The following is a 22,828-nucleotide window of genomic DNA, read 5'->3' as shown; positions in this document are numbered from 1 at the left end:
CAAGGGGAGCAATGACGACTGGACAGCAACACTGGCACGGGTACGGCCCGTGGACAGGTCCGCACGGATTCTTTGGCCGAGACCATGACCATGAGCGGCGACCTGGCCGCGACCCAGCCGGCCTTGACCCTGACGCTGCCGCCCGGGAGATAACGCGGACTGAAGCTTTCACCCGTGAAACCTCGCCTCCGCTGGAGAACGGCCACTACCTGTTACGCCGTCCCCAGACGACACGGGCCTGGACGTGGACTGATGTTCAGGACGCGATGAACTGGCTCGTCGAGATGTACGGCAAGCACCCGCCCGGTGAGACGTTTGACTATGTCTCGCTAGACGCGCGCATTGAGCACTCTCGCGATGGGCTGGAGAACGGCAGCGACGCCATCTGGCACTACGGCACGAGCACCAGCCAGGTCGTTGTGTTCGTGGTGATCTGCTGTCCGCATCGCCACCACATCCAGACGCCATGCCCCCTCCCACCGACCTGACTTCAATCCTGGGAGACCCTATGTCCTTGCGAATGCTCCTTGACTCCGATTTCGCCTCCCGCATGCTCACAACCTGGCCAGAACACCCGTTCGTGCGGCCTCTCCCGGGCGATAGCCCGCTCGGGAAGCGGATTAGTGCGCAGACGATCCTGGGCTTCCTCGATGCTGGCTGCGCACCGGGCGACTACGTCAACGTGTTCTACAAGGGCGCGGGTTTGCACCCCTCCCGATTCGTCATCGACGACCGTGTCGCGCCCGCCTCCGTCGGCCTGCTCCTCGAACAGGGATGCACATTCCAACTGCGCGAGATGAACCGCTGGTATCCCCCCTTTAGCGCCATCTGCGCAGGAATTCAAGCCGAGACCGGCTATCCCGGCTACGTCTCGGCGTTCGTGACTCCGGCCGGCAGGCAGGGACTGGAGCACCACTGGGACCAGTACCTCGGGATCATCGTGCAACTGCAAGGGTCGAAAACCTGGGAACTGTTCGAGCCCAAAGCCGACGCTCCGCACCGTGACCACGCCATGTCCACCGTGCTGTGGAGGGACGAATGGGTCGAGCAGTGGAAGGACCGCGAACCGGACATGACGGTCGAGCTGACCGCTGGTCAGACTCTCGTTCTGCCTCGCGGCTGGGTGCACAACCCGCACTCGAAGGACGCCACCGAAACCAGCGTTCACGTGACGTTCGTGCTCAAGGAGCGCTCACCGTTCTGGGTGGCCGAGCGGCTGATCTCCAGCGCCATCAACGACGACCGGTTCCGTGCCGTCATCCCGCCAGACGACCTCGACCTCGAACAGCTGCCGGAAGTCATCAAGGACGTTCGGGCACTGCTGGCCGACTATCTCGACGAAATGGACATTGACGAGATGGCGCGAGCGTTGCGGCACGCAACCGAGAAGGAGACGAGCCACAACACGTTGTGATGTGGCTCCGCTTCTGGACTTTCCCAGACCTGTCCGACGACGGAAGGGAGCCGGTTTGATCAAATCCAGGTGACTCCGAGAACTGATCTGCTGTCACAGCAGGCCCCCGGCTTGGTTCCCCCCGGGCCGGGGGTGTTCTTCGCGCCCGTTACTCGAAGATGAAGAACGCTGTAGGGATGCCTACACAGGCGAGCAGGGCCAGAATGCCGGCCGTCCAGTAGAAGAAGATGACGAACGATGATGAGCGCCTGACGGCCTTCTGAGGGTCCACGGCGGTCCACGTTAGACGGTGATGGACGGCCGTTGGGTGTCGGCTTTCATCACTGGACGGTAGATGCCGCAACCGTTTACACGCTGCCGCGGCCATCCTCGGCAGCTTCACTCCCCCGAACCTTCGACAGCGATCGACCGATCCCGCCACCGCACCGAAGGAGCCCAACCATGGCGCTGCTGATTGCCACGTTCAACTATGAGCGAGGTGGACACCGCAAGGACTCCGACACGTTTGACATGCAACCACTCAAGGACGCGTTCGCCGTTCTGAACACCCCTCCCGCGCTGGTGCTGTACTGCGAAGCGAAGTACTACCGACTCGATCAGTACCGAGGTTTGCGACTGGCCGAAGCCGCCCTGTCCGAGCAGCTCGGCGCGCCATACTTCGGGCTGCTCGGCACCCTAGACCGGGGGCCGATGCCACCAGCGATCTTCTACGACCGCAGCCAGGTGACTTCCCTGTTCTGGCCCGGCGACGACACAAGCGACCCGCGCGTGTTCGAAGACCAACGGAACGTTGGCCTGTTCCGCTCAAACGCCACCGGCAACGAGTTCGGAGTGTGGGTAGCCCACTTCGACCCATGGCATGGTTGCGATCGGCTTTACGCAGCAAAACTGCTCGGCCAGCACGGCACCAGCCGTCTGCCGTTCATCGGTGGTGGAGACCTCAACTGCACGGCAAGCGGACCGCACCTTCCGCAACGCGACTGGACTAAGGCACACAACGCGTTCCGCCGATACAAAGGCAGCCACGCAGGGTTCGACATCGACCAGGGCGGTCTTCACGGGCCGGTTCGCTCCGACACGGCAGCGCTGGACTTCCTTATCGGAGGCTGGAATCCGGTCACCCAGTCCAGGCATGGTGGGGCCGGCTACCACGCCATAGCCGAGCTTGCCTGGCGAGCCAACCCCGACGTGAAGATCCTGCCGAGCGTGATCGACAAGCCCGGAGAAGGAGGTCCCGACCTCATCGACTACTTGCTTGCCAACGACGCCATGCGCCCACACGTTGACGTGAACACCTACCGGGTACACGTCCCGGACGGACCGCCGTACCCGTCTGACCACTACCTGATCACTGCTGCAATCAACATCTGAGGACAGCCAGGGCGTCGGCCGGGGGGTGTAAACGCAGTGAGGAGACCCCCGAAAGGTCTCCTCAAGCCTGGTCAGTGCCCTCCGCAACCGCAGTCGAGGGTCAACTTCGCTGCCCAATCGCCGTCATGCTCGATGTGACTAGTCTTCCACACATGATCGGCGGTCATCACGTCCAGGACCTCTTCAGCCACGTAGCGGAAGTGGGGATCAAGGACCGTGACTCGTACCGTGTTGTCGTCCACAACCGTGACGTTCATGCCTCGGAGTTGCGCCCCGAAGGTGAGGAAGAAGTCGTACGATCCGAAGTCGGCTTCCGCGAGCTGAGCAATTCGCTCGTCAAGCGCCTTCTTTGCGGCTTCGCAGATTTCCTGAGCGGTGTTAGGAAGCATCACGTTCCCCTTTTGGAGTTTTCAAGGTGTTACCTGCTGACACCAGAAACCCTACTCGGTCAAGGGTAGATTTGCAACACGAATCTCCCCATGAAAAAGGACCCCCGAAGGGGTCCTTGGTCACAGTCGGATCAGTTGAACACTAGGTATTCAACCTCGCTCCATTCGACGTCACCCACGGCCCCCTCGGGGAAGGTGATCGTGAGGTTCCCTTCTTCGTTGACGCTTGCGATCGAGCACCACTCGCCCTTGACGCGCACCTCGGTTCCCCGGCCCCTGGTGGCGATCAGGAGCGCCTTTCCGATGAGGGTCATGCCCTCGGAGTGCAGCGCGTTCGCGGCGATCTGTGAGCCGACCGCGGCGGCCGTCAACGTCAGGGTGCGGCCAGCCTCAAACAGGCGGGTTGCAGTCTGCTCGACCTCTGCCCTGCTGCCGTACTCATAGACGGTGGCTGGCCAAACCGGCTGCCCGAACTCATCCACGAGGGCGCGCAATCCGCCAACCATCTCGTACCCATCGGTGTCCCACATGCCTGTTTCCCTTCGCCGTACTACCTGCTGACATGAATCAGCTTACCCGACGAAAGGTAGATTTGAAAGCCGAATAGCCCGTTGAGACAAAGAGGAAGGGAGCCACCCGAAGGTGGCTCCCCAACAAACCGTCTGACTCAGTGAGCGGCGTTGAACTTGTCCACAATCTCCTGAGGGATGCGGCCCCGATCGGACAGCTCGTGGCCCTCCTTCTTCGCCCACTCACGGATGGCCTGGTTCTGCTCGCGGGTGTTCCCCCGCTGAGGACTGATCGCCACCCGGTGAAGCCTGGCACGACCGGCCCTGGTCCCGTTCTCGATGTACGGGGCGAACAGCTCCCGGAGCTTCACCGCGTTCTTGTCGGACAGGTCGATGGTGTAGTTCACTCCGTCAAGGGCGAACTCAACGCTTTGGTCCGCTTCCTTGCCGTCGAGGTCGTCGATCAGCTTGGTGATTACCTGGCGTGCCACAGGGTTTCTCCCTCAGTTGTTTTCTGAATGGTAGTGCGGATGGTTGGTAGTGGTAATGGGTGAGGGCCGAAGCCCTCACCCGTATTCGGCCTACGCGGCGACCAGCTCGGGCGCGCCAACCCCCTTCAGGTGGTTACGCAGCTTGCGCTCGTAGTAAGACTTCGCGGAGGGCGTCTCTGCCACGTGGGCCAGCAGCTTGAAGGCGACTGCCTCCGGGTCCTTCACCACCGCAGGGTCAATGTCTGCGGTCACCGCTGCCGGAACCGTGATCGTCTGGACGATTGGGGCAGGCGCAGCGGCCGGCTGAATCTGAGTGGCTTCCTGGCGGGAGTGCAACAGCACGATGAGAAGGTGAACCGCCATCGGCAACGCCACCACTGGGACGGCCCGAACGAAGCCGGGAGGAACCGTCTCGGGGGCCGAGTTAGCCCACAGTGAGAACCCGAAGGCGAGCAGGCTCACCGCCCACGCGTACCGGGCTGCCTTCGTTCCCCTGGTCACGTAAGCCGTCAGTGTGGCGATGGTGACGAACCCCTCCGTGAGGAACCCGTACACCCAGCACAGTGGCCCCCAGATCCCGGCGAGCATCGCCACGTGCCAAAGCTTCTCGTAGGAGAGGGCGAAGCTTCCGACGCCAAGGAGGATGATTCCTGCCTTGACGGTGGTTTCGATACTCGGCTTCTTCATCGCGTATCCCGTTCGGTCCGGAAGGGCTTACCTGCTGACAGGTAGACCTTAGCAAATCTACCCTTCAGAATGCAACTCGACTCGGAAAGCATCGTCTGCTTACCGGCCTTGCGCACGGCTCAACCCCTGCCGGATACGGCGCGTGATCTTCTCGTCTCGCCGAGCAACCTTGATGGCGCGCTTATCCGTTCCCTTAATGGTCCGGGACATCGGTTCACTCCCCTAGAATTAGTCTGTGAGCCCGTGAAGGGCGGTACGAGGGAAAGCGTAGGGACAGCCGGTTTCCTCCACCGGTGACCAGGACAAAGGGGTCACGGGCCGAACCTGTTTAAACGGCCTGGTGCCCTCGGCCGGCCGTGCCGCTTCGAGCTGGTGACCTACGCGGCCACGTCGCGGAGGTCAGCGAACGCGTACCCGGCATCCCTCAAAAGGCTTTCCACAGTAGCGATAGCTAGGTGTTCGCGGATGCCCTCCGGGCCGACCAGGCGGAACCATGGGGTCTTCGACCCGCGAGGTTGGTACGCCTCGACGCGGTACTTCCCATCCATGGTCACCATTGCCGTCACCTGTTGGACGCTACCCCCGGAAACTAGGGCTGACCTGGAACTACGCCGTTGTAGTTCGGTGGCCGTGGCACCGTTTACACGGTCAGCGATCGAAGGTCACACCGTTGCCGGTCCACCCAAGCAGCGTCGCCCCCCGGTCCTTCGCGATCTCGAACACGTTCTTGTCGGCCACATACCCGACGTAGGTGTCAGTCAGGAAGACGTGCCAGCCGGCCTTCTTCGCGTCCGTCGCTACGAAGTTGCGAATTCCGGCAAGTCCCTTGGCAGTCTTCACGATGTGCCCTTCAGTGTTGATTCCCTGCTGACGTGAATGACTCTACCGTTTCAAATCTACCTTTGCAACTCCGGAAGAGTAAGGAAGGCCGCCCCGAAGGGTGGCCTTCCTGTCGGCTCAGAAGATTTGCCGCGCAGCCTTCCGGATGTGAGTGAACAGGCGTGCCGAGAACAGATCCCAAGCCGGAATCAATCCGTCCACGGGGTGAGTACCGACGATCCTGTCACCCTCCGAGTTGACCGCAACGATAGAAACCTTTCCGTGATCCACCGTCACTTTAACGGTGAATTCTGCGGTCATCTTCACTTAGGACTTTCCTTTCGGAGGTGTTCCCTGCTGACACCCAAAGACTATCATTTCAAATCTACCTTTGACAAGCTGGGAAAGGGGAAACCCGGAATGGATTTCCCCTGGCCCTGGTTGGCCGGCCTCAGATGGCCGTTCGATATGTAGCGCCGTGCCCCTCCACGGCGGCGGCCAACTTCACCATGCGTCGAGCGCTACGCCCGAAATCAGCCCACGAGAAGGCCAACAGCTCATCGCCAGGCTGTAGAAGCTTGATCGCTTGCCTCAGCCCATACGACAGCTCGTCGCCCTGGTCCCTAGCGTCCACGTCCTTGTGGACCATCGAGACGAAGTGACCGGCGACCTTCCGGCACGCAGCTTCCTTCACTCTCATTTCGTCTTCCCCGCCGGGTTTCCCGGCAATGTAGATCCGTGTATACGGCACCCACATCTCACCTCCGGGCCACTGTCCAAACACGAATGACGCTCGCGTCGAAGGTACGATACACGACGCAGATCTACCCTTCACCGTAGATCGTATACCTGCGGCCGGCCGGGGCCAGGACGGGAACGGGGACCCCCGGAGGGGTCCCCTAGCCCGTAGGTCAGGCTTCCTGCATCAGGTGAAGGTTCGGGCAGAACGGCGACCCCTTGTCGAGCTGTTTCCGGGTAAACCGGCCGCTGTACGGGTTGCCCTTGTCGTCGGCCATGTCGCACCCGTCGACCGGGCACACAACCTTGATGAGACGCGTTGTCTGCGTCCCCGGACCCGACGAAACCTTGACCGTGGTCCCGCCGCCGGTCGGGGCACCAACCGGCGCAGCCTTCCGAACCGGAATCTCCATCTGACCATGGGGGTACTCCCCCAGCGTCTCAGCGATCGTCATCAGCTCGACGGCGAGAGCGATACCGGCCGGGGTGGCGGTCATCGGCCCTTCAAAGCCGAGCCGGGTAGCGGCCTCCGCGAACCGGCCCTTGTGCCCATCCTCGCAGTCAAGAGCGGCGTGAACGAGCTCGTGGAGGACTGTCTCAAGGATTTCCGTGGTGTCACCCGACTCCGGGCTCACGAAGATGTGGTTCACACCGTCCTTTGAGCAAGCGCGGGTGTAGCAAACCCCGAGGATCTTCCCCGACTCGGCGCGAGCACCCTTCGGGAAACCGACCGAGATGTGGACGTTTTCCGGGAGCGGGAACCCAATCTCAACAAACCGCGGTCGGAAGATTTCGATAGCGGAGCGGAGCCAGGACTCGCGGGTGTGGGTGACGGTCGGAGCGGTCATTGTTCTTTCCCCTCGTTGAGAAGCGGTGTTCCCTGCTGACAGGAAGAACATTACCCGAACGGCAGACCTGTTTCAACTCTACCTTTGAGATTGTGACGTGCTCCACATCTTTTACACGTGACCCATTTCGGGACAACGAAAAAGGCCCCCAGAGGACCGGGGGCCTTTCTCTATCAGCGCGCTAGCTGCACAACCACGCTCGACCAATCCACGTGAGGTTTACCCTTGTGAAAGTAGACCGCGTCTCGCGGACACACCCGCCGAGTCCAGTAGAACTCGAACCGGTACTGACCCTTCTTCAAGGGCGAATCATCCGAGGTGGCCTGGAAGTAAATCCGGTCCTGAGTGATCAGCTCAATTTTGACTCGGACTGCAAGCCCTTCGTCGTTGAGCCAGTACGCGAGGTCGCCTTTTCGCAGGACGAACATCGTCGCTGTTCCCCTTTGGAGTTGTGTCTTACCTGCTGACGTGAACTACTCTACAGGGAACGTTTAAACGTCGTCAATCTACCTTTGAGTGAGTTAGTCCACATCGGATGACTGTCGTGCGGGTTGTGTTTAAACGCTTTCAAGTCTACCTTTGAAGCTGTCAGCAGGTACGGGGCTCACTGCCCCGAACCACTCTTGAAAAGTCCATAGAGGGAGCGCCAGAGATGGCTCGCGGTTTCCACTACAGCGGTGACGAGAATTGCGGCGAAAGCTGCACCGGACCTCACCAGGACGCGCCGGTACCTACCGGTTGGGTCTGTGCTGAGTGCGGGGGCGGTGGTCAGTGTTACGCCTTCGGGTGCCTGTTCAAGACCCGCCGGTTCGAAGAGTTCGAGGGCAGCACCGGGCAGGAAGAACTAGCCCACTACTACGACGGCTGAAACCCTTCTAGCTGGTGAAACAAAGATCCCCGGACTCCGGTCCGGGGGTTCTTTACTGTCCCTGGCCGGCCGTCTTATTGCCGATGTTGCTCTGAGCTGAGATGATGAGCTACAAGCTTCCGATGGTGAATGTTTCACCATTGGATCGTCGGTGTTCATTTGGGTGGATTCACTCACCTACGAGCATTCGACAACCGCCAGTAGTATGGCGGCTCTCGTTTCCTCACGAGCGGGGGTGGCCAGCAACTAGGTGGGTAATGTCAAGGTTCTACGCCAACGGCAAAGGGAGCGGCCTAGTGGACACTCAATTCATCACCTCAGCTAGTAGGAGAGCGAGGCGGCGGATGACCCGCCAGGTCGTCTAGCTCTAACCCGTGGATGGGTGAGATTGACCAGTGGCTGATTTTGTCCCTGGCAGTCATATCCCTCCTGATTAGATTTCGTCACGTCATCTTTGCCTATGTTGTCGTGAGGCTAGGCAAGGATCGATTCGACGAAATTGAGATCAGGACTGCCGAAGGTACGGTCCACTTCCGAGCAGACATTAAGAGGGATTCCAACGCTGTAGCACCTGACGAGGCTCCGAAACTGGTCGAGTCTCCGAGCGAAGTGAAGCCAGAAATTCCGCCCATCGCCCCGACGAAGAAGGCCAATCAGCGCCCGAAACGTCATAAGGGGGGTGCGCGATGAAATAGGAAACCCCCCGGACCGAAGTCCGGGGGGTTCCATTGTGTGGCGGGCACTACAAGTGTCAGCAGGTAATACCACTCCGAAGGGAGCTGCCACACAAGCCTGGTTGGCGGGTTGCCAAGCTCTCAGGGTAGCAGCCGGCCACGACCTCGGGCGACGGCGACCCCGCGTTGCCGGGCCTAGTCGCGTGACTAAGGTGCCGCCCGTGAAGAAGTGGATACGACTCATGGGGATGCATGAAGTCCGGATGCTCCTGGGTGACGTCAGCAAGCAACGCGCATACCAGATCACCAACAAAACTCACTTCCCCAAACCCGCTGCTGACCTGGCACAAGGTCGGATTTGGCGTGCCGAGGAAGTCGAAGCTTGGGTGGCCGAGCACCGGCACCGGCTCGGGGAGCCGGCCGAGCAAGAACCGTTGCCAACCGAGGGCTGACGTTCACCCAATCGTGGGTCTTGTGTACCCCCGGACCCCGTGACACCTTCCAGCCGCAGACCGGGGGTTCTGAACACTCAGCTTGAGACCGTGCCGTAGCCCTGAACGTCAGCCATATACCGAGTTGGCTCGCCGTTCTCATCGAACGTCTCGGCCTGGATGTAATCCATCTCGAACGTGAATGGCACCGTTCCGAAAAACCGCTGCAACTCAGCCGCGGCCTTCACCTTCATCTCATTCAACGTGGTACCGCTAATCCGCGTTGACATTCGCGTAACTGCCGATCCCGGCAACCGCTAATCCTCCCTAAACCGTTGCGTTGTAATCCCTGCCTTCTCGGCTAGGTTGGCGCACATCGTTGCGCCCTTACTGTTCGCCTTGATGAACGCTAGACACACGTCAGCGCCCAACTCGACCATGTGTGCGTTCCTCAGGAACCCGGCGCGCTTCCCGTGCAAGTCCCGTTGAGCCGGATGCGTTTCGACGCTCATCCCGTACTCAACAGCAACCAGGCCGGCCAACCGGTCCGCGCCGTAAGGGCACTCACCGTGGACTACAGTTGCCGATCGGCCAAACAACACCCGGTAGTAGTGAAGGGCTTCCCGGATGCGTTTCTCGTCTGTCCAGGTTCGGGAACCTGTGACGATGATGCGTCTACTCAAAGACGGTGACAGTCTTCACCTTCGGCTGAACCTCGGTGAACTGGCCGTCCCAGTCGGTCCCGTTGTAGGAGCTGTACCAGCCTGACTTGCGGAAGTAACGAACGCCACCGAGGTCCGGAGTCACCTTGAAGATCAGCTCCGCGTCAGCGCCGCCATCCTCACCACCCGTGTACGTGTGGAGAACGCGAACGTCCCCGACGCCATCGACCTTGACCGGCTCAGACTCCTGGCCGACCTTGCCGGGAACGTACTCATCCCAGTGAGTGAAGCCTGAGTGCACGTACCGGTACGCCTCACCCTTGTGGCGGCCGAAGTCCCAGACACCCTCCGACACGAATTCGTGGTTCTCAAGGGCGCGCTCAACATCAGTAACAGTCAGCAATTCGGGTCCTCCAAAAGCAGTAGGCGGTGCGCGTTCTCTTTGTGGCGTGCGACGTAGTCCACATCGGGTTCGCGGAACACGTCGTAGTTCTCGACCAGGAATCGGGCGGACCATCCCTTGGTCAGAGAAGTGATGGTGCGTCGAAGGGACCAGGCGTACGCCGCTCCCGGCGAATAGTTGTAGTCCTTCGGAATCATGATTCGCTCAAGGGCTGTTGCGTAGACCTCTTCCCGGAACAGGTGGACCTGATCGGGGTATGGGGCAGTCTTGATGGCTGCCATATCCATTTTTACTGTCTCGCCGGGGATGAGGAACCGGACGTACATCGGTTCTTTTCCGTAGGCAACAGAGGCATGAATGCTGTCGTGGTTGTACTTCCGCTTTACGGCGTCAGCGAAGAAGTCCATTGCGTCCAGGGCAAGGTTGACGCGCTTCTTGCCGTGCTCCTGCTCCCACACCCAATACAGCATCGAGTGCAGCTCGGGCATCAGCTTTGCCCCAGCGTGCTTCAGAGCCACCACGTCGGACATGTGCTTGTTCCACGAGCCATTACGAAGCTGCCAGTACGAGTGACTGACCTTGATGGTGTAAAGCTCGTCCAGGGTTGCTACCCGGTTGGTGTCCGGAGGGAGCCAGGCTGGGAAGTTCGAGTGCCAGAAGGCGTCTTCGCCTTTGGCCGGCTGGTCGGTGAACACGTCCAGGTCGTCAGGCTGACGGCTACCGGGAACGTGATGGTTGAGGGCTGTTGAGCCGATGACGAGTCGACTCACATCCATCCCCCGGTGAGGAAGTGAACGGCGAGCCACACCAGGAACCCGGCGAGAGCCACCCTGCGAACCTTCGTCCATCCTGACGGCTCCCGGGCGGGCTCGCCCGGCTTGCGCCGCTGCGTCCCGAACCACATCCACACATGCTCCGAGAGGGTGTCTCCCGGCTTCGAGTTGAATAGGGCAACGCCTTCCACCACAGCGAAATAGGCGAGCCAGAGCAGCCACAGGACCGTGTAAACGCTCAAGCGACCTCCTTAAGGGTCTAGCGGTTTCAAATCGAACGTTGAGGGGAAAAGAACGGGCGGGAGTTTTCGGCTCAAGCCGCCCGCCCTTTTCCGTCTCTAACTTTACGGGGGAACGGTTTCCCCCGGCTTTCTAACCCTGGTTGGAGATGACCGCCGTAGCGTTCGCGTTGGTAATCGGTCGTCTCGATCCGGGGCCATCATGGTCAGTCTTGCGACGGACCTTCGCCCCGTTCATCTCCACTGCGAGGTCCGCAGTTGCCTGCCTGTAGGCGCGTTCCGCGGCCTCGCCGTTTACACGGCCTGTCTCCTGGGCGATCGTGTGCCAGTCAGTTTCGCCGTTGGCGTCGGGCGCGGTGAGATACCGGGCCACGATGACGGAATGCTGCCACGGTTTGAGGCGCGGCCACGCCGCTGCGATGTCTAGCGCGGTATCGATCGCATCCCCGGTCGTGAACTTGTCTGCTGTTTCGTCGGCCGGCCCATCGGACCAGTCGGCACGGTCGAAGTAGAACGGCAGAAACAGCCGCACATACTCGGGGTCGTAGACGACCTGGCACCTCTCAGCCATCCTCCGAATCCGGTCCGCTCGGGCGTGGCGTCCAGCAACCTGCTTCAACCGCCGTTCGATGATCCCCGTGTTCCGTGCACGGAACAGCACAAGGTAGTCCTTCTGACCCTCGACCACTTCCAGGGAGAGAATCCCGTACGCCTCTTCCTCTTCGAGCCCGTACAGGAAGTGGACCCGCTTTGCGACTCGCTCCACAGTAGGGAGCAGGTCGGCGACCGTTTCTGTCACTGGTACTGCCTCCCCTCGACAACGAACTTGCCACCCGCAATCGGGACCAGCGTGGGGGTAACCGTCTTCCCATCCACGTACAGAATCCCGAACCCTTGCTGCCAGTTGGCGGAACCGGCTTTCAGGTAATGGGCGGCCTTGAAATCCATGAAGTTCCCGACTTCCATTCCGAACAGCGGACGGGTGACTTTCCCGTTCACCGTGGAATGGTCGTGTTGCATCCCGAACTTGTGGGTGTGACCGCACACCACGGACTTTCCCCACTTGCGGGCCAGCCGCATAGCCACACCGCCAGGGACGGGGGTTGACCCCCCGGCTTCGTCGCCGTGGGCCAACAGCCAACCGGGGGCCAGCTCGTAGGGCTGCTCGTGGTAGATCACATTCAGCCGCTCGAACTCCAGCAGTGACGGCACAGTGAGCGCTTTCAGGCCGAGCAGTCCGGGCGCGTACTGCCGGACGTACCTCAACGGCCGGTCCATGTGGTTAGACCGCATAACCCGGACAGGGCCGCTATAGACATTGCGGACCTGCTCGAAGAACATCACCCCGGCGTTTACGTGGGTTTGCAGATCCCCCCGGTACTCACCCTCCATCCCCCGGTTCCAGCGGGAGATTTGAGGGAAGTCCACCTCGTCACCTACAGACGCCAGCTCATCAGGCTGGTAGGCCGTGAGGAACCTTAGGAAGGCCGCAACAGCCTTCTTGTCGTGGTATGGGATTTGCAAATCGGAGAGGACAACGATCCGCCTCAAGAGATCGAGCCCCGGTGCGCGTACACATCGGTGACGTTGATCGCCATCGTCAGCCGCTCAACCTTCTCAACGGTTGACCCGTTCCGGACTGCGAGGGTCAGCCCGGAGTGAAGCGCCCTCTCAGTCGCGTAGAACACCGTCTTACGGGTGTAGTTCTTCACGAGGGTGACGCGGAAGGCGGTTGGCTCGTCGGCCATCATCCGGCCACCTGGAGCGCGTACACGGCCGTCACGTCGATCGGGTCCGCAGCAACCATCTCAACCTGAACGGGGCGCCGGTAGCCCCCGTGAGCCCGCAGGCCCGCCCGCAGGCTTCGCTCACCGTCATAGAGCTTGCACAGCCCATCGTCGTACGTGACGCGGAAGAGAGCATCCATCAGGTACCCACCGACTGACGGGCTGACTTCGGCTGGTCGTAGCCGGCTGGGAACGCCTTGAACAGTTGACGTGCCCCGTCGTGGTAGGCCACGACACCTTCCGGATTCTTGAACGTCGGCACTGCGAACGAACCGACCACCGACAACGTGTCGAGCGCTCCCCGCACGTCTTCGGTCATCCGATCACCGGGAACGTTGGCGCGGATGACAGGGACGACGGTGATGCAGTTGGGGGCCGGCTGAGCCTTTGGGAACCACTCCCGGTATGGCTCGGCATACTCCCAGCGGGGGTCGAACCATCGGGCCACGTTGAACAGGGCAAACCAGCGCTCGTTCAGGTTGTAACCCCGGTTGATGCCCTTCCCGAACCATTCGCCGTAGTGGTTGCCCGGTCCGAGGTTGACCAGCTCCGCCGCGTTCTGGCGGACGAACGCAGCGAACCCGAAGTTGTCCGATTCCGTTGTGAGCCAACGATTCCGGGAACCGGGGCGTACATGCCACTCGAACTGTGGGACGCCGTCCTCGTTGATGACGGACAGGTCTTGGACCACGAAGATTCCGGCAGTGTCAGGGTTGAAGTCGAACCCTGCGGCGTATCCCCACGGGTGCCGCTCAACGTGGACCAGCCCGTTGGTGCCGTCGATCTTCTCCGTAATCGTCACCGGCTTGGCAAGCCGGGGGATCTTCCCGAAGGAAGGGTAGTCAGACAGAAGTATCAACCTCCGAAGTGTTGGCGGAATTGGTGTCATCAGAGGGTGGCTCCGACAGGTGACCGACGTACAGGTACAGGTCGGTAGACGACGGAAAGTCGCTGTCCTTGATGACCATCAGGCGGGCCGTGGTGTTGTATGCGGCGTCCGATCCGTTGTTGAGCGAATCGGCCAGACGGATGAAGATCCCGAGGATTTCTTCCGCCGAAGGGACCCCGGACTTAGCCCCATCGACAAGCCACCCCTTGTAGGCGAACAGCGCGGCAAGCTCCCGGCCTGTCACCGACATCTCAAGTCGGTGGTCGGCATCGATGCGAGGGTCACCCGGTTGCGGCTCCGGGGTGACCTCCACGATTCGGGTTACTGGCTGCGTACGGAACAGCCCCATCAGGCAGGCACTCCCGCCATCGCGTTGCGCAACTCGGCGGCCAGCCGGCCAAGTCGGATGTCCAGCATCGCCGCGTACGCGGCCAGGTCTTGAGCCTCTTCGCGTGCGAAGTCGATCAGGCCGAGCAGTGGCATCCCCTCAAACTGCTGACCATCACTGGTGGCGTACTGGTCGGCGCCCACACCGTTTACACGGGCGACCGCGGCTCGAATGAACTCGTCCACGTACGCCCCGAGCTGGGCGGAGGTCAGGCCGTGCGGAGGGAGGGCGGGACGCTGAGGCTTCGCAGACTCAAGCTCGTCAGCCTTGTAGATGCCGGTCCGGCCGTCGATGTCGATGGTGTACGGGTATTCGCTGTCGGCATGAATCCGGGTGAGCGTGCCGACCTGGCCGACCTTGTGGCCCACATCAGGCTGAGTGGTGACCCGGACCCGGTCGCCGATGGACCATCCGTTGTTGTTCACTGCGAATCCTCCAATCTGGCCCGCAACGCTTCCGGGCCTTCCGATTTCACGAAGCTGTTCACGTCATGGCCGGATGGCATCAGCACCACTCGGCTGTTCTGGATTTGCGCGGCCACCTTCTCCCCGAAGGAAGCGCCCTGACCCTTGTCGTCGTTGTCGCAAAGGACGTACACAGCGTTGTAGCCCTTGAAGCAGCGGGCAAAATACTCACGCCACCCGTTGACCCCTGCGATACCGATAGCCGGTAAACCGGCCTGATTGGCTGTGATTGCATCCATCTCTCCTTCGCAGATGCACACGAACGGTTCTCGCCGGTTGAGGTCTTCCGGGTTGAATAGGCGTGGCATGTCACCAGGGGCGGACAGATACTTTGGCCCTTCGGCCGGCCGAGGTTCCCCATCGACCATTTCCGGCAGTAGCCGGAATCTCATGCTGATGAACCCTGATCGGGTGTAGTACGGGATTGCTATCTTTCCGGCGTACTGTTCATGTCCCGCTAAAGGGTTTGCGACGTAGCCGAGCAGAAAGGATTGAACGCTGTCCTTCGACAGGCCGCGGACCCGAGTCAAATACTCGACGGCGGCTGCGGCCACCGGATCGTTCATGAGACTGTCGTGGTACTCGAACGTTGCCCGGTCCAAGAATTCTTTCAAGGAACTCGATGGCACTAACGAAGTCAGTTGCGTCCCCCTTCCAAATAGCCAGCCCGTAGGCGTCTTCCGAATTGATTGCGCACGCGAAGCATCGGAACCGTTGCAGCGTTGTGGACACGGAAGCGGACGCGTTCCGGTCCTCGTGGAAGGGGCATTTCATGGAACGCCACCGGCCACCCTCCGGAACAAAGTCAGCGCCGTAGTGTTCGAGTAGTGCCGCTATGCTCGGTTTTTCGGCGACCACTCACACCACCTCCGATCAGGTCTTTTTCCGGACCGGGTACCGTCTGCGACGTTTCCGGGGTGTCCTACCGGGTGCGACCACGGCCGAGCCCAATGCTTTTACTGCTGGTGGTTCTTTGAGGTAGTCGGCTAGGTTCTGCGCCATTTCCCACGACTTTAGACGGCCGATTAGCCGTGTGTTGCAGTACGCGTGTACCAAGCCTCTGACGTGCGCCCCGTGCTCGTGGTCGATGTGCGGGGTTTCCCCTTCACGGAACGGCCGTTTACACACCCCGCAAACACCGCCTTGGTAGGCGAGGATTTGATCAAACTGTTCAAGGGTGATCCCGTACGTTTTGAAGACCCATGCGGCACGGCTACCGCGTGCTTTGCATTCGGGGTCTGAACAGTATTTGCGCTGCGGTCCACGAAGAAGAGTTTCGCAGACAACACAGTGAAGCTTCACTACAGGCTGTCGATGAAATCCGAGATCAGATCGTCCAGGTTGCTCGCCGTGTCCGCCTGCTCGGAGCTGTCGAATCGGTTCCGGTCGAGCGAAATGGACGCGTACAGAGCCTCAAGCTCGGTGTGGTTCAAGTCGAGCGCGTAGGTCGGCTCCGGGCTCTTTCCAATCTTAGCCATCTGCGGTTTCCCCCTTTATTTCGATTGAGCGGTGAAGTCCCGGAGCAGCATCCGGGGCGGTTCATAGTGCAGCGGAATGGACCATGCCCCTGAGGGGTCGGCTTTCCCGGTCCGATTTTTGACGGGGCAGACGTACAGCCGGCCGACCTCATCGGTTCCGGCTGTCACATCCCGGTACAGGGTGAGGATCAGCTCGGGAACCTTGCTGACCTTCCCTCTGAGTCCCGACATCGGTACGGGTGTGATTCCGTCATCGAAGGTGCCGGTGACGTGGTGAAGGGCGATCACTGCGGCCCCAGTTTCACGGGCGATCTCGTGTAGGTAGTCGCAAGCCTGTTCCAACGCCACATAGCCTTCCCCGGCCTCGGGCAAGTCCAGGTTCGACAGGTTGTCGATGATGATGACGTGGGGCCATTCACCGAAGGTGGACGCGTATGCCTTCAACTCTTCTTCGAGTGCATCCACCTCGATCCGCCCGGAGAAGTCGAACCGGATGTGGGACAACTTCTCAAGGAGAGCGTCGACAGTCGCCGTGTTCCCGTGCGCCACAGCGTTTTCGATGTCGCCGGTTGTCCAGCCGGTGAGCATCGCACCCGATCGGACGTACATGGTGAAGGCGTCTGTGTCAGCCGAGAAGTAGAACCCTGGCGCGTCACAACCCAACGATTCGGCCATCGCGAACACCGACTTTCCCACGCCGGGTGCTGCCGCAATGAGCGTGAACTGTCCACGGCGGATGTGAACCGATTCTGCGGCCAGCGAGTGAAACACGGTCGGAAGAGGTTCCCCAGCTTCGCCCTTGCTCAGCTTCGCCCTGGTGAGCGTTAGCAGTAGCTACCTCCTTTCGTCACGGTTGGTGCGTGCCCCTGGCCGGATTTGAACCGGCAACTTCCCTTCCGGGGTGCTCTGCTCCCTTGAGCTACAGGGGCTGGCCAGCCAACCCGTTTACACGGGCCGACAGGCACTCATCCTCCGCGGCGCGCTATTTCAAATCTACCGTTCAGGGCAAATGGAGAGAGGTCTACTTCGTCGGCACCTTCTCTGCCTTGCATTTGCTCGGGTCGTTCCGATCCGCTGGGCAACCCCAGAACGGTCCGTACTGACCAACGAGGGGCCGCTTAGTCCCGTGGGGACACTCGGGGGCCGTCAGGCCGGGAGGGAAGCCGTCAGGCGGCCCCTGTGGCCGGTTCTGCTGACCACCACTGTTGTTGGTGCGGTAGTTCTGCTGGGCCGTCTGCGGATGGCTCACCGGGGTTGCGCCACCGGGGATGCCGTTCGCCAGGTTGAACGCGGCTTTCACCGCCTGGTCGGTGTTGGCGACGATCGCGGCCAGGCCGGTTGCCTCAATCTCGCCGAGCTTGTCGGCCATCGTTGCCGCATCCTTCGCCTTCACGGCGATCAGGGGTGAGTCGTAGCCGGTGTGCGGCTTGAACGACACAACGAGGTCGTCACGGGTGCTGTCGATGGTGTCAGTCAAAGTGTTGATGTCCTCCTTGTTCAGGCGGGAATGGTGTCGAAGAGGCGGGCCAGCTCGTCAGCGGCGTCCGCACCACTGATGAGTTCCGCGGCCTTCTGCCGTGCATCCTTCGAGAAGCTGCGAAGCGTCTCGGGGAGCGAGGGGCCTGCGGCCGGCTCCACCGGAAGGGCCTCGATCTCGGTGGTCATGTACCAGCCGGTTCCCTTGCCGGGAACAGCGACGCTCCAACCGGTTCCGTCCTTGACAACGATGGTGCCCTCGTCGTTGCCCTTGTGGCCGCTGGTGAGCCAGGCACCCGGCTTGATGCGGACCTTGACGCCCTTGTCGAGCGCCGGGACGGTGGTCGTCACGGTGACCTTCCCGATGTTGCTCGCGTAGACACCCTGGTCGTGAGTCGCCCCGTCAAGGCGAATCTGAACGTTGTCGCTACCGGGCTGCTGGTCGACCTTCACGGTGCCGAGCTTGCCGACCAGGCTTGAGTCGGACCAAGACGAGCTGTTACCGGTGTAGCGGATGCGGTCGTTCTTCTTGAACGTGGTCATGCTGGTGCCTCCAGGGTGATTGGTGTGGGCGGGTACACGTCGGGACGGCTCCCGACGGCTGTGCAGAACTCGGAGACGCCACATGTTCGGCAGGCGTCACCGGGGTTGGGCAGGAACAGGCCAGCTCGGATGGACTGGTCAAGGTTGTGGAACCATCGGGTCAGCCGGCCGCGTGTAAACCGTTGAAGGTTCACCGGTCGGTCTGGTTTCCCGTCTTTCGCCATGTAGAAATCACCCCACATGGGTCGGACACCTAGAACGTCTTCAACGGCGAGGGCGTACACCCCGAGTTGCAGCGGCCAGTCGGGACGTTTGCTGCCCGTTTTCCAGTCGCGTGGCCCGATGATTCCTCCGGGCCACTCGACGATGGTGTCAATGAAGCCGACGATTTCGATTCCATCCAGGTCGAGCCGGAACGGCACCTCAACTGCCGCGTCTTCATCGGTGACCCGAACGGTTTTCTCGGGGGCAGCTCGGGCGTACCGGAAGTACGCCTTCAACTGTTCACGACCGCGTTCTTTCCGTCTTGGAATGTCGTCTGAACCTTTGACTCGCCCTCCGGTGAGCCACCGGTTCGGGTCGGGTTCCTGTTGCATTCCCTGGGCTATCAGCCGGTCATACTCTCTATCGTACCGGTCGGTGGTTTCCCTATCCGACAGCTCTCGGAATGACCGTTCCCACGCTTCCGAAGCTGTGTGGTAGGCGATTCCTTGCGCGAACCAGGCGGCTGGTTTCGCGGGGGCTCTCGCCACTCTCTCTAGCCGGTAGCTCTCACCGCAGCGTGTAAACGTGCTGAACTGAGAAACGGACCGGTGTGTTACTGGCTCGGCTATGCGACCCTCCTTTCTGCCGTAAGCTGGAACGGTTGACGTGTTTTAACTCTACCGTTCGGCTCAAAAATATGGGACCCTGCCGCCACAGGGGTCCACAACGGATTGGCTTGTTTCAACGCTACATGTAGCGAGCGTCCATCCAGGCGCGGAGGCGTGTCCGGGTGCTTCCGTCCTCGGACCATCCGAAGGGCTCGCGGACCAGCAGCCGGTAGCGGGTGCCTGCATAGAACAGCAGCACCGCTTCTTCCTCTTCGGGGTTCATGCCAGACGAGTACGTGTACTCATAGCCGACACCAGTCTCAAACTGGTAGCGGGCAATGCAGAACATGTTCGGTTCGTGAGCCAAGATCCTGAAGCCGGTGACGTGGGACTCGTCGTCCTGGTCGAGCCGGCCGAAGGCTTCCCACCCTGCGTTGAGCTGTGTCAAGCACAAGGATTGTTCCTTCTGCATCTCCGTTCCCCCCTGTTGGTACCCATCCGTGCGGAAAAGCCTACCGATACGGGTTGGTGGCAACCTCGTACGTTCGTACGATTTGGACAGTGGGTTTTCTAACTCGCTGTTACTGCCGCTAGGTTGGCGCGACGCTTCGCCTTGAACACCACCATCTTGATGGCGGTTTTGGTGCGTCCAAACTGCGCGGCTAAATCGGCTTGCGTGACACCTTCCGCGTACAAACGAACGATCGCCTGAGCGTCTGACTCAACGGGTGCCGAATCTGCTCCAACGGATCGGATGGTTTCCCGTTCGGCGGAGGTGAGACCCCCGAAGATTCCGAACTCATGGTTGAAGCCTTCGGCCCTGCACTTGTGGAACCGGCTCAGCGGGCAGGCTTCACAACCGGTTCTTGCTTCCGCCTGCTCCCCTGGCTCATCCGAGAACCACAACTCAGGGTCGGACTCGCATGGAAACGATGGGCGCACGGCTACCACAGACAAAGATACTCCCCGTTTTAAATCTACCCTTAAGGGCAAAAAGACAGAGAGCAGCCGCACGCCGGCCGGGACCATCCCTGATCAGCGGTGAGGCTCTCTCACTTGCTTGACACCAACCTAGTCGATCTTGGTTTCTCTGCCAAGTCAACCTAACGGCAAGTATCTACAATCTACCTATCGACGGAAACAAGAAGGGGCCACCCTGCGGAACCCGAAGGTTCGGGGGTGACCCCTTCAACCGCTGACGTAAGCCTACTTGACTGCGGTTTCCCCACCCCTGGAACCGTCGTCAGGCATCCTCACCAGCGAGTCTTTACCATCGGTAGGGCGCCTGCGGCTGTAGTAGAAACCGCCCTGTGCTGACGCGTCGTTCGGGGGAAAGTCCTTGTCATACGCCACCACCACATCGGCTTCCCGCATACCTGCTAACCAGCCGTCGAGCTGGCGGGCCTCAGCTTCGGTCATTGCCTCGTTGTGCTTCCGGCGACCCCAGAGCCGCAAGTACCGCATAGGGGTGGCCCACTGATGTCGTTGCGCAACCCGCCAAGGGATCACGTCGGAGTGGTCGTTGCGTGGCTTGGTCAGGCCGGCACGCTGCATCTGCCGGTAAACGGCCTGCTCACCTACGTCGAACCGTTCCGCAATCTGTGCGTACGTCCATCCCTGGTTGACTAGCTGGGCAAGCACCGACGTGTCGGGCAGTTTCTTGATCGCGGGCATATCCGCGGTAGCTCCCTTACGTCCATGGGACATCAACCCTTGTGAGCCCATGCTACATCTACCTTTCCTGTGACGTAAGACTCTGTGTGAAGGTGGCACACCCGATGGCACCACCCTACGGAGCGGGTACGACACTTTCTCCGAACAGGCTCCGCTGAGTCAGCTCCAGCCTCGTCCGGTCTGCGCCACCGGTTCGCGCGACAAGGTCCCTCGGGAACTCCACCATCACAGCCGCATCGCCGCTCACGTGCAGTGACCGGACCGGTAGCAGGTCGCTACCGTCGTCCCGGTTGGCAGCATCGAAGAACGCGGACGGGATCGACCCGCCAGCCGCCTTCGTCGTCTCAACCCGGATACCCGAGTCAAGCAGCAGCCGCCTACGTCCCGGCCGGTCCTCGGCCTCCCAGGCTTGCCGGTACGTCTTCCCGGTCGGAACCAACTCCGTCCCGGCAACCGTCTCCGGAAGTTCCGACAGTCTCGTGATGCGTTCCTCAAGGGCCGTGATCTGCTTCTGGTAGACGGCTTTCACAGCGGCCGGCTTCCCTGCCGACTCCATCAGTAGATCCGTGAGCGCCGCTGTCGCAGTGGCCAAATCCTCGGAGCTTGACTGGCCCGCATGAACGACTTCCTTCATGACCGGCACATCACCAATCAGTTGCAGCAGCGCGGATTCAACCGCTGCCTCAACATCGGCAGCCGGGATGCTGACTGCGGTGCACCTTGTGTCCTTCGTCTGCTCAGCAAGGTAGCCCCACGCTGACCGGCAGCCGTAATACTCGTAGGTGTACGCGGCGTTTACACGATTCCGCGGCTTCCGGTAGTACATCCTCTCCCCGCAGTGCGGGCAGAACGCGATACCGAGCAACTGTGACGAGTCCGCAGCGTGCGACTTACCGGCGTGGCCCTCCGCGCCAGCCGCAAGGATCGCCTGTAGCTGTGTCCACTCGTCACGGGTGACCATTGCCGGACATCTACCGATCGGCATCCCGTCAGCGCCTAGAACGGCCTTCTTCTCGAACTCGACTACGCCTAGAAGGGCTTGCGCCCTCAACTGATCACCGATGATCTTCCCCGACCACAGGATCGGCTTGGTGAGTCGTTGCCCTTCGCTCACCACGTCTCCGTCCGCAACGGCCCACTTGGTGTGCTTCGGAAACTTGGTCACCGCCAGGGGGTCACCTTCGGCCGGCCGAATGGTGAGAGTCTTCTCCCCCAGCTCGGTCACCACCCCGGCGACGCTCGCTGTGGGGACCTTCTCCCCCATCAAGAGCCGGTACTCACGAGGTGAAGCAATCCCACGAGCGTTCAAGTCATCCGCAATGCTGCGTTTGCTCTCTCGGTTCAACGCCCGGTCAACGATCTCCCGCATCACAGGCCAGGTGTCCGGGTTCTTGATGAGCCTCCAACCGACACCATCCCGTTCGGGGGTGGCGTGGAAGGGGTGCATCCCGCCACCCCAGCGGCCCGTTGACCGCATGAACGCCTTCGTGTCCCGGTTCCGGTCCTTGATGGACGTCAATTCGGTTTGAGCGGCAAACGCAAAGATCATCACGATCAGTTGGGTGATGGGGTCCAGGGCTCCACCGCGGAGGTCAAGCATCATGGAGTCACCACCGGGACCTGAAGCGAACACCAACACCTTGCGGTGCTCCATGGCCCACTTGGTCAGGTCATGCATATGCATCATGTTGCGGACAGCCCGGTCAAACCGTGACCAGACGATGCCGTCAAACTCGTCCACTCTGGACCGTAGCCAGGCTCCCAGCTCGGGACGCTGGAACGGGTTCATCTTGTCGGCGGACACGTCCAGGTCGGTGGCCCACCCGATGATGGTGCTGCCGTGATACTTCGCGGCGTGCTCGATGCTGGCGGTTTGCCGCTCGGGGCTGGTCGATGGGTCGGCGTCTCCCCGGTGCCGGGACAGCCGGACCGCTCCAAGTAGCTTCATGACCAGCAGCGTAGCCGTTCGTACAATGTGGAACCTACGTGACCGCGTTGGTG

General features: G+C 61.1%; 36 protein-coding genes and 1 tRNA gene. 4 read left to right on the top strand and 33 right to left on the bottom strand.

The features are described 5' to 3' along the window. Positions 1-266: 266 nt before the first annotated feature. From AB0M54_RS45935 to AB0M54_RS45925, 3 genes are all read left to right on the top strand, one after another. On the top strand, positions 267-488 hold the full coding sequence (locus tag AB0M54_RS45935; RefSeq protein WP_364479308.1) for a hypothetical protein: 222 nt from the start codon (positions 267-269) through the stop codon (positions 486-488). A 32-nt stretch (positions 489-520) separates the two neighbouring features. Continuing rightward, positions 521-1,414: a cupin domain-containing protein gene (locus AB0M54_RS45930; protein ID WP_364479305.1), complete on the top strand. Its 894-nt coding sequence runs from the start codon at positions 521-523 to the stop codon at positions 1,412-1,414. Between the two features lie 441 nt (positions 1,415-1,855). After that, positions 1,856-2,785, top strand: a complete 930-nt coding sequence (locus AB0M54_RS45925; protein WP_364479302.1) for a hypothetical protein — start codon at positions 1,856-1,858, stop codon at positions 2,783-2,785. Between the two features lie 71 nt (positions 2,786-2,856). Here AB0M54_RS45925 and AB0M54_RS45920 read toward each other — a convergent pair whose 3' ends face one another. The 9 genes from AB0M54_RS45920 to AB0M54_RS45880 all read right to left on the bottom strand — a co-directional run bounded on the left by AB0M54_RS45920 (position 2,857) and on the right by AB0M54_RS45880 (position 7,266). Next, entirely contained in the window at positions 2,857-3,174 is a 318-nt protein-coding gene (locus AB0M54_RS45920) for a hypothetical protein (protein WP_364479299.1), read from the bottom strand. Positions 3,175-3,305: 131 nt separating this feature from the next. After that, positions 3,306-3,704 carry a hypothetical protein gene (locus AB0M54_RS45915; protein WP_364479296.1) on the bottom strand — a complete coding sequence of 133 codons (399 nt, stop codon included), beginning with the start codon at positions 3,702-3,704 and terminating at the stop codon, positions 3,306-3,308. A gap of 137 nt (positions 3,705-3,841) precedes the next feature. Then, positions 3,842-4,174 carry an Lsr2 family protein gene (locus AB0M54_RS45910; RefSeq protein ID WP_364479293.1) on the bottom strand — a complete coding sequence of 111 codons (333 nt, stop codon included), beginning with the start codon at positions 4,172-4,174 and terminating at the stop codon, positions 3,842-3,844. Between the two features lie 90 nt (positions 4,175-4,264). After that, the gene (locus AB0M54_RS45905) at positions 4,265-4,861 is read right to left on the bottom strand and encodes a DUF2637 domain-containing protein (protein WP_364479290.1); all 597 of its coding nucleotides are present in this window, start codon (positions 4,859-4,861) and stop codon (positions 4,265-4,267) included. Positions 4,862-5,238: 377 nt separating this feature from the next. Next, the gene (locus tag AB0M54_RS45900; protein ID WP_364479287.1) at positions 5,239-5,427 is read right to left on the bottom strand and encodes a hypothetical protein; all 189 of its coding nucleotides are present in this window, start codon (positions 5,425-5,427) and stop codon (positions 5,239-5,241) included. Positions 5,428-5,509: 82 nt separating this feature from the next. Next, positions 5,510-5,701 (bottom strand): hypothetical protein, encoded by a 192-nt coding sequence (locus AB0M54_RS45895; RefSeq protein WP_364479284.1) that lies wholly within the window; start codon positions 5,699-5,701, stop codon positions 5,510-5,512. Positions 5,702-5,818: 117 nt separating this feature from the next. Continuing rightward, complete coding sequence (locus tag AB0M54_RS45890; RefSeq protein ID WP_364479281.1) at positions 5,819-6,007, bottom strand: hypothetical protein; 189 nt, start codon at positions 6,005-6,007, stop codon at positions 5,819-5,821. Between the two features lie 124 nt (positions 6,008-6,131). Further along, entirely contained in the window at positions 6,132-6,431 is a 300-nt protein-coding gene (locus AB0M54_RS45885; RefSeq protein WP_364479279.1) for a hypothetical protein, read from the bottom strand. A gap of 160 nt (positions 6,432-6,591) precedes the next feature. Next, positions 6,592-7,266: a hypothetical protein gene (locus AB0M54_RS45880; RefSeq protein ID WP_364479276.1), complete on the bottom strand. Its 675-nt coding sequence runs from the start codon at positions 7,264-7,266 to the stop codon at positions 6,592-6,594. A gap of 1,763 nt (positions 7,267-9,029) precedes the next feature. On the opposite strand from AB0M54_RS45880, the gene AB0M54_RS45875 reads away from it, so the two are divergent. After that, positions 9,030-9,260 (top strand): DNA-binding protein, encoded by a 231-nt coding sequence (locus AB0M54_RS45875; protein ID WP_364479273.1) that lies wholly within the window; start codon positions 9,030-9,032, stop codon positions 9,258-9,260. Between the two features lie 77 nt (positions 9,261-9,337). Here AB0M54_RS45875 and AB0M54_RS45870 read toward each other — a convergent pair whose 3' ends face one another. From AB0M54_RS45870 to AB0M54_RS45755, 24 genes are all read right to left on the bottom strand, one after another. Then, a complete protein-coding gene (locus tag AB0M54_RS45870; RefSeq protein ID WP_364479271.1) occupies positions 9,338-9,493 on the bottom strand; it encodes a hypothetical protein in 156 nt (51 codons plus the stop codon). Positions 9,494-9,556: 63 nt separating this feature from the next. Then, positions 9,557-9,922 carry an SLOG family protein gene (locus AB0M54_RS45865; RefSeq protein ID WP_364479268.1) on the bottom strand — a complete coding sequence of 122 codons (366 nt, stop codon included), beginning with the start codon at positions 9,920-9,922 and terminating at the stop codon, positions 9,557-9,559. Beyond that, positions 9,915-10,304 carry a hypothetical protein gene (locus AB0M54_RS45860; RefSeq protein ID WP_364479265.1) on the bottom strand — a complete coding sequence of 130 codons (390 nt, stop codon included), beginning with the start codon at positions 10,302-10,304 and terminating at the stop codon, positions 9,915-9,917. The genes AB0M54_RS45865 and AB0M54_RS45860 overlap by 8 nt, the downstream gene beginning before the upstream one ends. After that, on the bottom strand, positions 10,298-11,074 hold the full coding sequence (locus AB0M54_RS45855) for a hypothetical protein (protein ID WP_364479262.1): 777 nt from the start codon (positions 11,072-11,074) through the stop codon (positions 10,298-10,300). The genes AB0M54_RS45860 and AB0M54_RS45855 overlap by 7 nt, the downstream gene beginning before the upstream one ends. Further along, complete coding sequence (locus tag AB0M54_RS45850) at positions 11,071-11,319, bottom strand: hypothetical protein (protein ID WP_364479259.1); 249 nt, start codon at positions 11,317-11,319, stop codon at positions 11,071-11,073. Before AB0M54_RS45850 ends, AB0M54_RS45855 begins: the two co-directional genes overlap by 4 nt. 130 nt (positions 11,320-11,449) lie before the next feature. Further along, on the bottom strand, positions 11,450-12,115 hold the full coding sequence (locus AB0M54_RS45845; RefSeq protein WP_364479257.1) for a hypothetical protein: 666 nt from the start codon (positions 12,113-12,115) through the stop codon (positions 11,450-11,452). After that, positions 12,112-12,867: a hypothetical protein gene (locus tag AB0M54_RS45840; protein ID WP_364479254.1), complete on the bottom strand. Its 756-nt coding sequence runs from the start codon at positions 12,865-12,867 to the stop codon at positions 12,112-12,114. Before AB0M54_RS45840 ends, AB0M54_RS45845 begins: the two co-directional genes overlap by 4 nt. Next, positions 12,864-13,067, bottom strand: a complete 204-nt coding sequence (locus AB0M54_RS45835; protein WP_364479251.1) for a hypothetical protein — start codon at positions 13,065-13,067, stop codon at positions 12,864-12,866. The genes AB0M54_RS45840 and AB0M54_RS45835 overlap by 4 nt, the downstream gene beginning before the upstream one ends. 175 nt (positions 13,068-13,242) lie before the next feature. Then, positions 13,243-13,905 carry an RNA ligase family protein gene (locus tag AB0M54_RS45830; protein ID WP_364479248.1) on the bottom strand — a complete coding sequence of 221 codons (663 nt, stop codon included), beginning with the start codon at positions 13,903-13,905 and terminating at the stop codon, positions 13,243-13,245. A 40-nt stretch (positions 13,906-13,945) separates the two neighbouring features. After that, positions 13,946-14,341 carry a hypothetical protein gene (locus AB0M54_RS45825; protein WP_364479245.1) on the bottom strand — a complete coding sequence of 132 codons (396 nt, stop codon included), beginning with the start codon at positions 14,339-14,341 and terminating at the stop codon, positions 13,946-13,948. Next, on the bottom strand, positions 14,341-14,748 hold the full coding sequence (locus tag AB0M54_RS45820) for a hypothetical protein (RefSeq protein ID WP_364479242.1): 408 nt from the start codon (positions 14,746-14,748) through the stop codon (positions 14,341-14,343). The genes AB0M54_RS45825 and AB0M54_RS45820 overlap by 1 nt, the downstream gene beginning before the upstream one ends. 53 nt (positions 14,749-14,801) lie before the next feature. Beyond that, on the bottom strand, positions 14,802-15,410 hold the full coding sequence (locus AB0M54_RS45815) for a toprim domain-containing protein (protein ID WP_364479239.1): 609 nt from the start codon (positions 15,408-15,410) through the stop codon (positions 14,802-14,804). Beyond that, positions 15,292-15,702 (bottom strand): CHC2 zinc finger domain-containing protein, encoded by a 411-nt coding sequence (locus AB0M54_RS45810; RefSeq protein WP_364479236.1) that lies wholly within the window; start codon positions 15,700-15,702, stop codon positions 15,292-15,294. The genes AB0M54_RS45815 and AB0M54_RS45810 overlap by 119 nt, the downstream gene beginning before the upstream one ends. 15 nt (positions 15,703-15,717) lie before the next feature. Next, a complete protein-coding gene (locus AB0M54_RS45805) occupies positions 15,718-16,146 on the bottom strand; it encodes an endonuclease domain-containing protein (protein WP_364479233.1) in 429 nt (142 codons plus the stop codon). After that, positions 16,146-16,322 (bottom strand): hypothetical protein, encoded by a 177-nt coding sequence (locus tag AB0M54_RS45800; protein ID WP_364479230.1) that lies wholly within the window; start codon positions 16,320-16,322, stop codon positions 16,146-16,148. The genes AB0M54_RS45805 and AB0M54_RS45800 overlap by 1 nt, the downstream gene beginning before the upstream one ends. Before the next feature lie 15 nt (positions 16,323-16,337). Next, entirely contained in the window at positions 16,338-17,093 is a 756-nt protein-coding gene (locus tag AB0M54_RS45795) for an AAA family ATPase (protein ID WP_364479228.1), read from the bottom strand. Between the two features lie 90 nt (positions 17,094-17,183). Further along, a tRNA-Ser gene (locus AB0M54_RS45790) sits at positions 17,184-17,251 on the bottom strand. A 92-nt stretch (positions 17,252-17,343) separates the two neighbouring features. Continuing rightward, positions 17,344-17,799: a hypothetical protein gene (locus tag AB0M54_RS45785; RefSeq protein ID WP_364479225.1), complete on the bottom strand. Its 456-nt coding sequence runs from the start codon at positions 17,797-17,799 to the stop codon at positions 17,344-17,346. 20 nt (positions 17,800-17,819) lie between these two features. Next, on the bottom strand, positions 17,820-18,341 hold the full coding sequence (locus AB0M54_RS45780; RefSeq protein WP_364479223.1) for a hypothetical protein: 522 nt from the start codon (positions 18,339-18,341) through the stop codon (positions 17,820-17,822). Next, complete coding sequence (locus AB0M54_RS45775) at positions 18,338-19,174, bottom strand: PD-(D/E)XK nuclease family protein (protein WP_364479359.1); 837 nt, start codon at positions 19,172-19,174, stop codon at positions 18,338-18,340. Before AB0M54_RS45775 ends, AB0M54_RS45780 begins: the two co-directional genes overlap by 4 nt. 118 nt (positions 19,175-19,292) lie before the next feature. Next, entirely contained in the window at positions 19,293-19,625 is a 333-nt protein-coding gene (locus tag AB0M54_RS45770; protein ID WP_364479220.1) for a hypothetical protein, read from the bottom strand. Positions 19,626-19,723: 98 nt separating this feature from the next. Next, the gene (locus AB0M54_RS45765; RefSeq protein ID WP_364479217.1) at positions 19,724-20,182 is read right to left on the bottom strand and encodes a WhiB family transcriptional regulator; all 459 of its coding nucleotides are present in this window, start codon (positions 20,180-20,182) and stop codon (positions 19,724-19,726) included. Between the two features lie 177 nt (positions 20,183-20,359). Then, on the bottom strand, positions 20,360-20,827 hold the full coding sequence (locus AB0M54_RS45760; RefSeq protein ID WP_364479214.1) for a hypothetical protein: 468 nt from the start codon (positions 20,825-20,827) through the stop codon (positions 20,360-20,362). Between the two features lie 115 nt (positions 20,828-20,942). Continuing rightward, on the bottom strand, positions 20,943-22,775 hold the full coding sequence (locus AB0M54_RS45755) for a recombinase family protein (RefSeq protein ID WP_364479211.1): 1,833 nt from the start codon (positions 22,773-22,775) through the stop codon (positions 20,943-20,945). Positions 22,776-22,828: the final 53 nt, after the last annotated feature.

Origin of the sequence: Actinoplanes sp. NPDC051470 (assembly GCF_040682035.1) — a bacterium.
Classification (GTDB): Bacteria; Actinomycetota; Actinomycetes; order Mycobacteriales; family Micromonosporaceae; genus Actinoplanes.
Note: the sequence above shows the minus strand (reverse complement) of the source record. Positions and strands in the feature narration are given on the sequence as shown.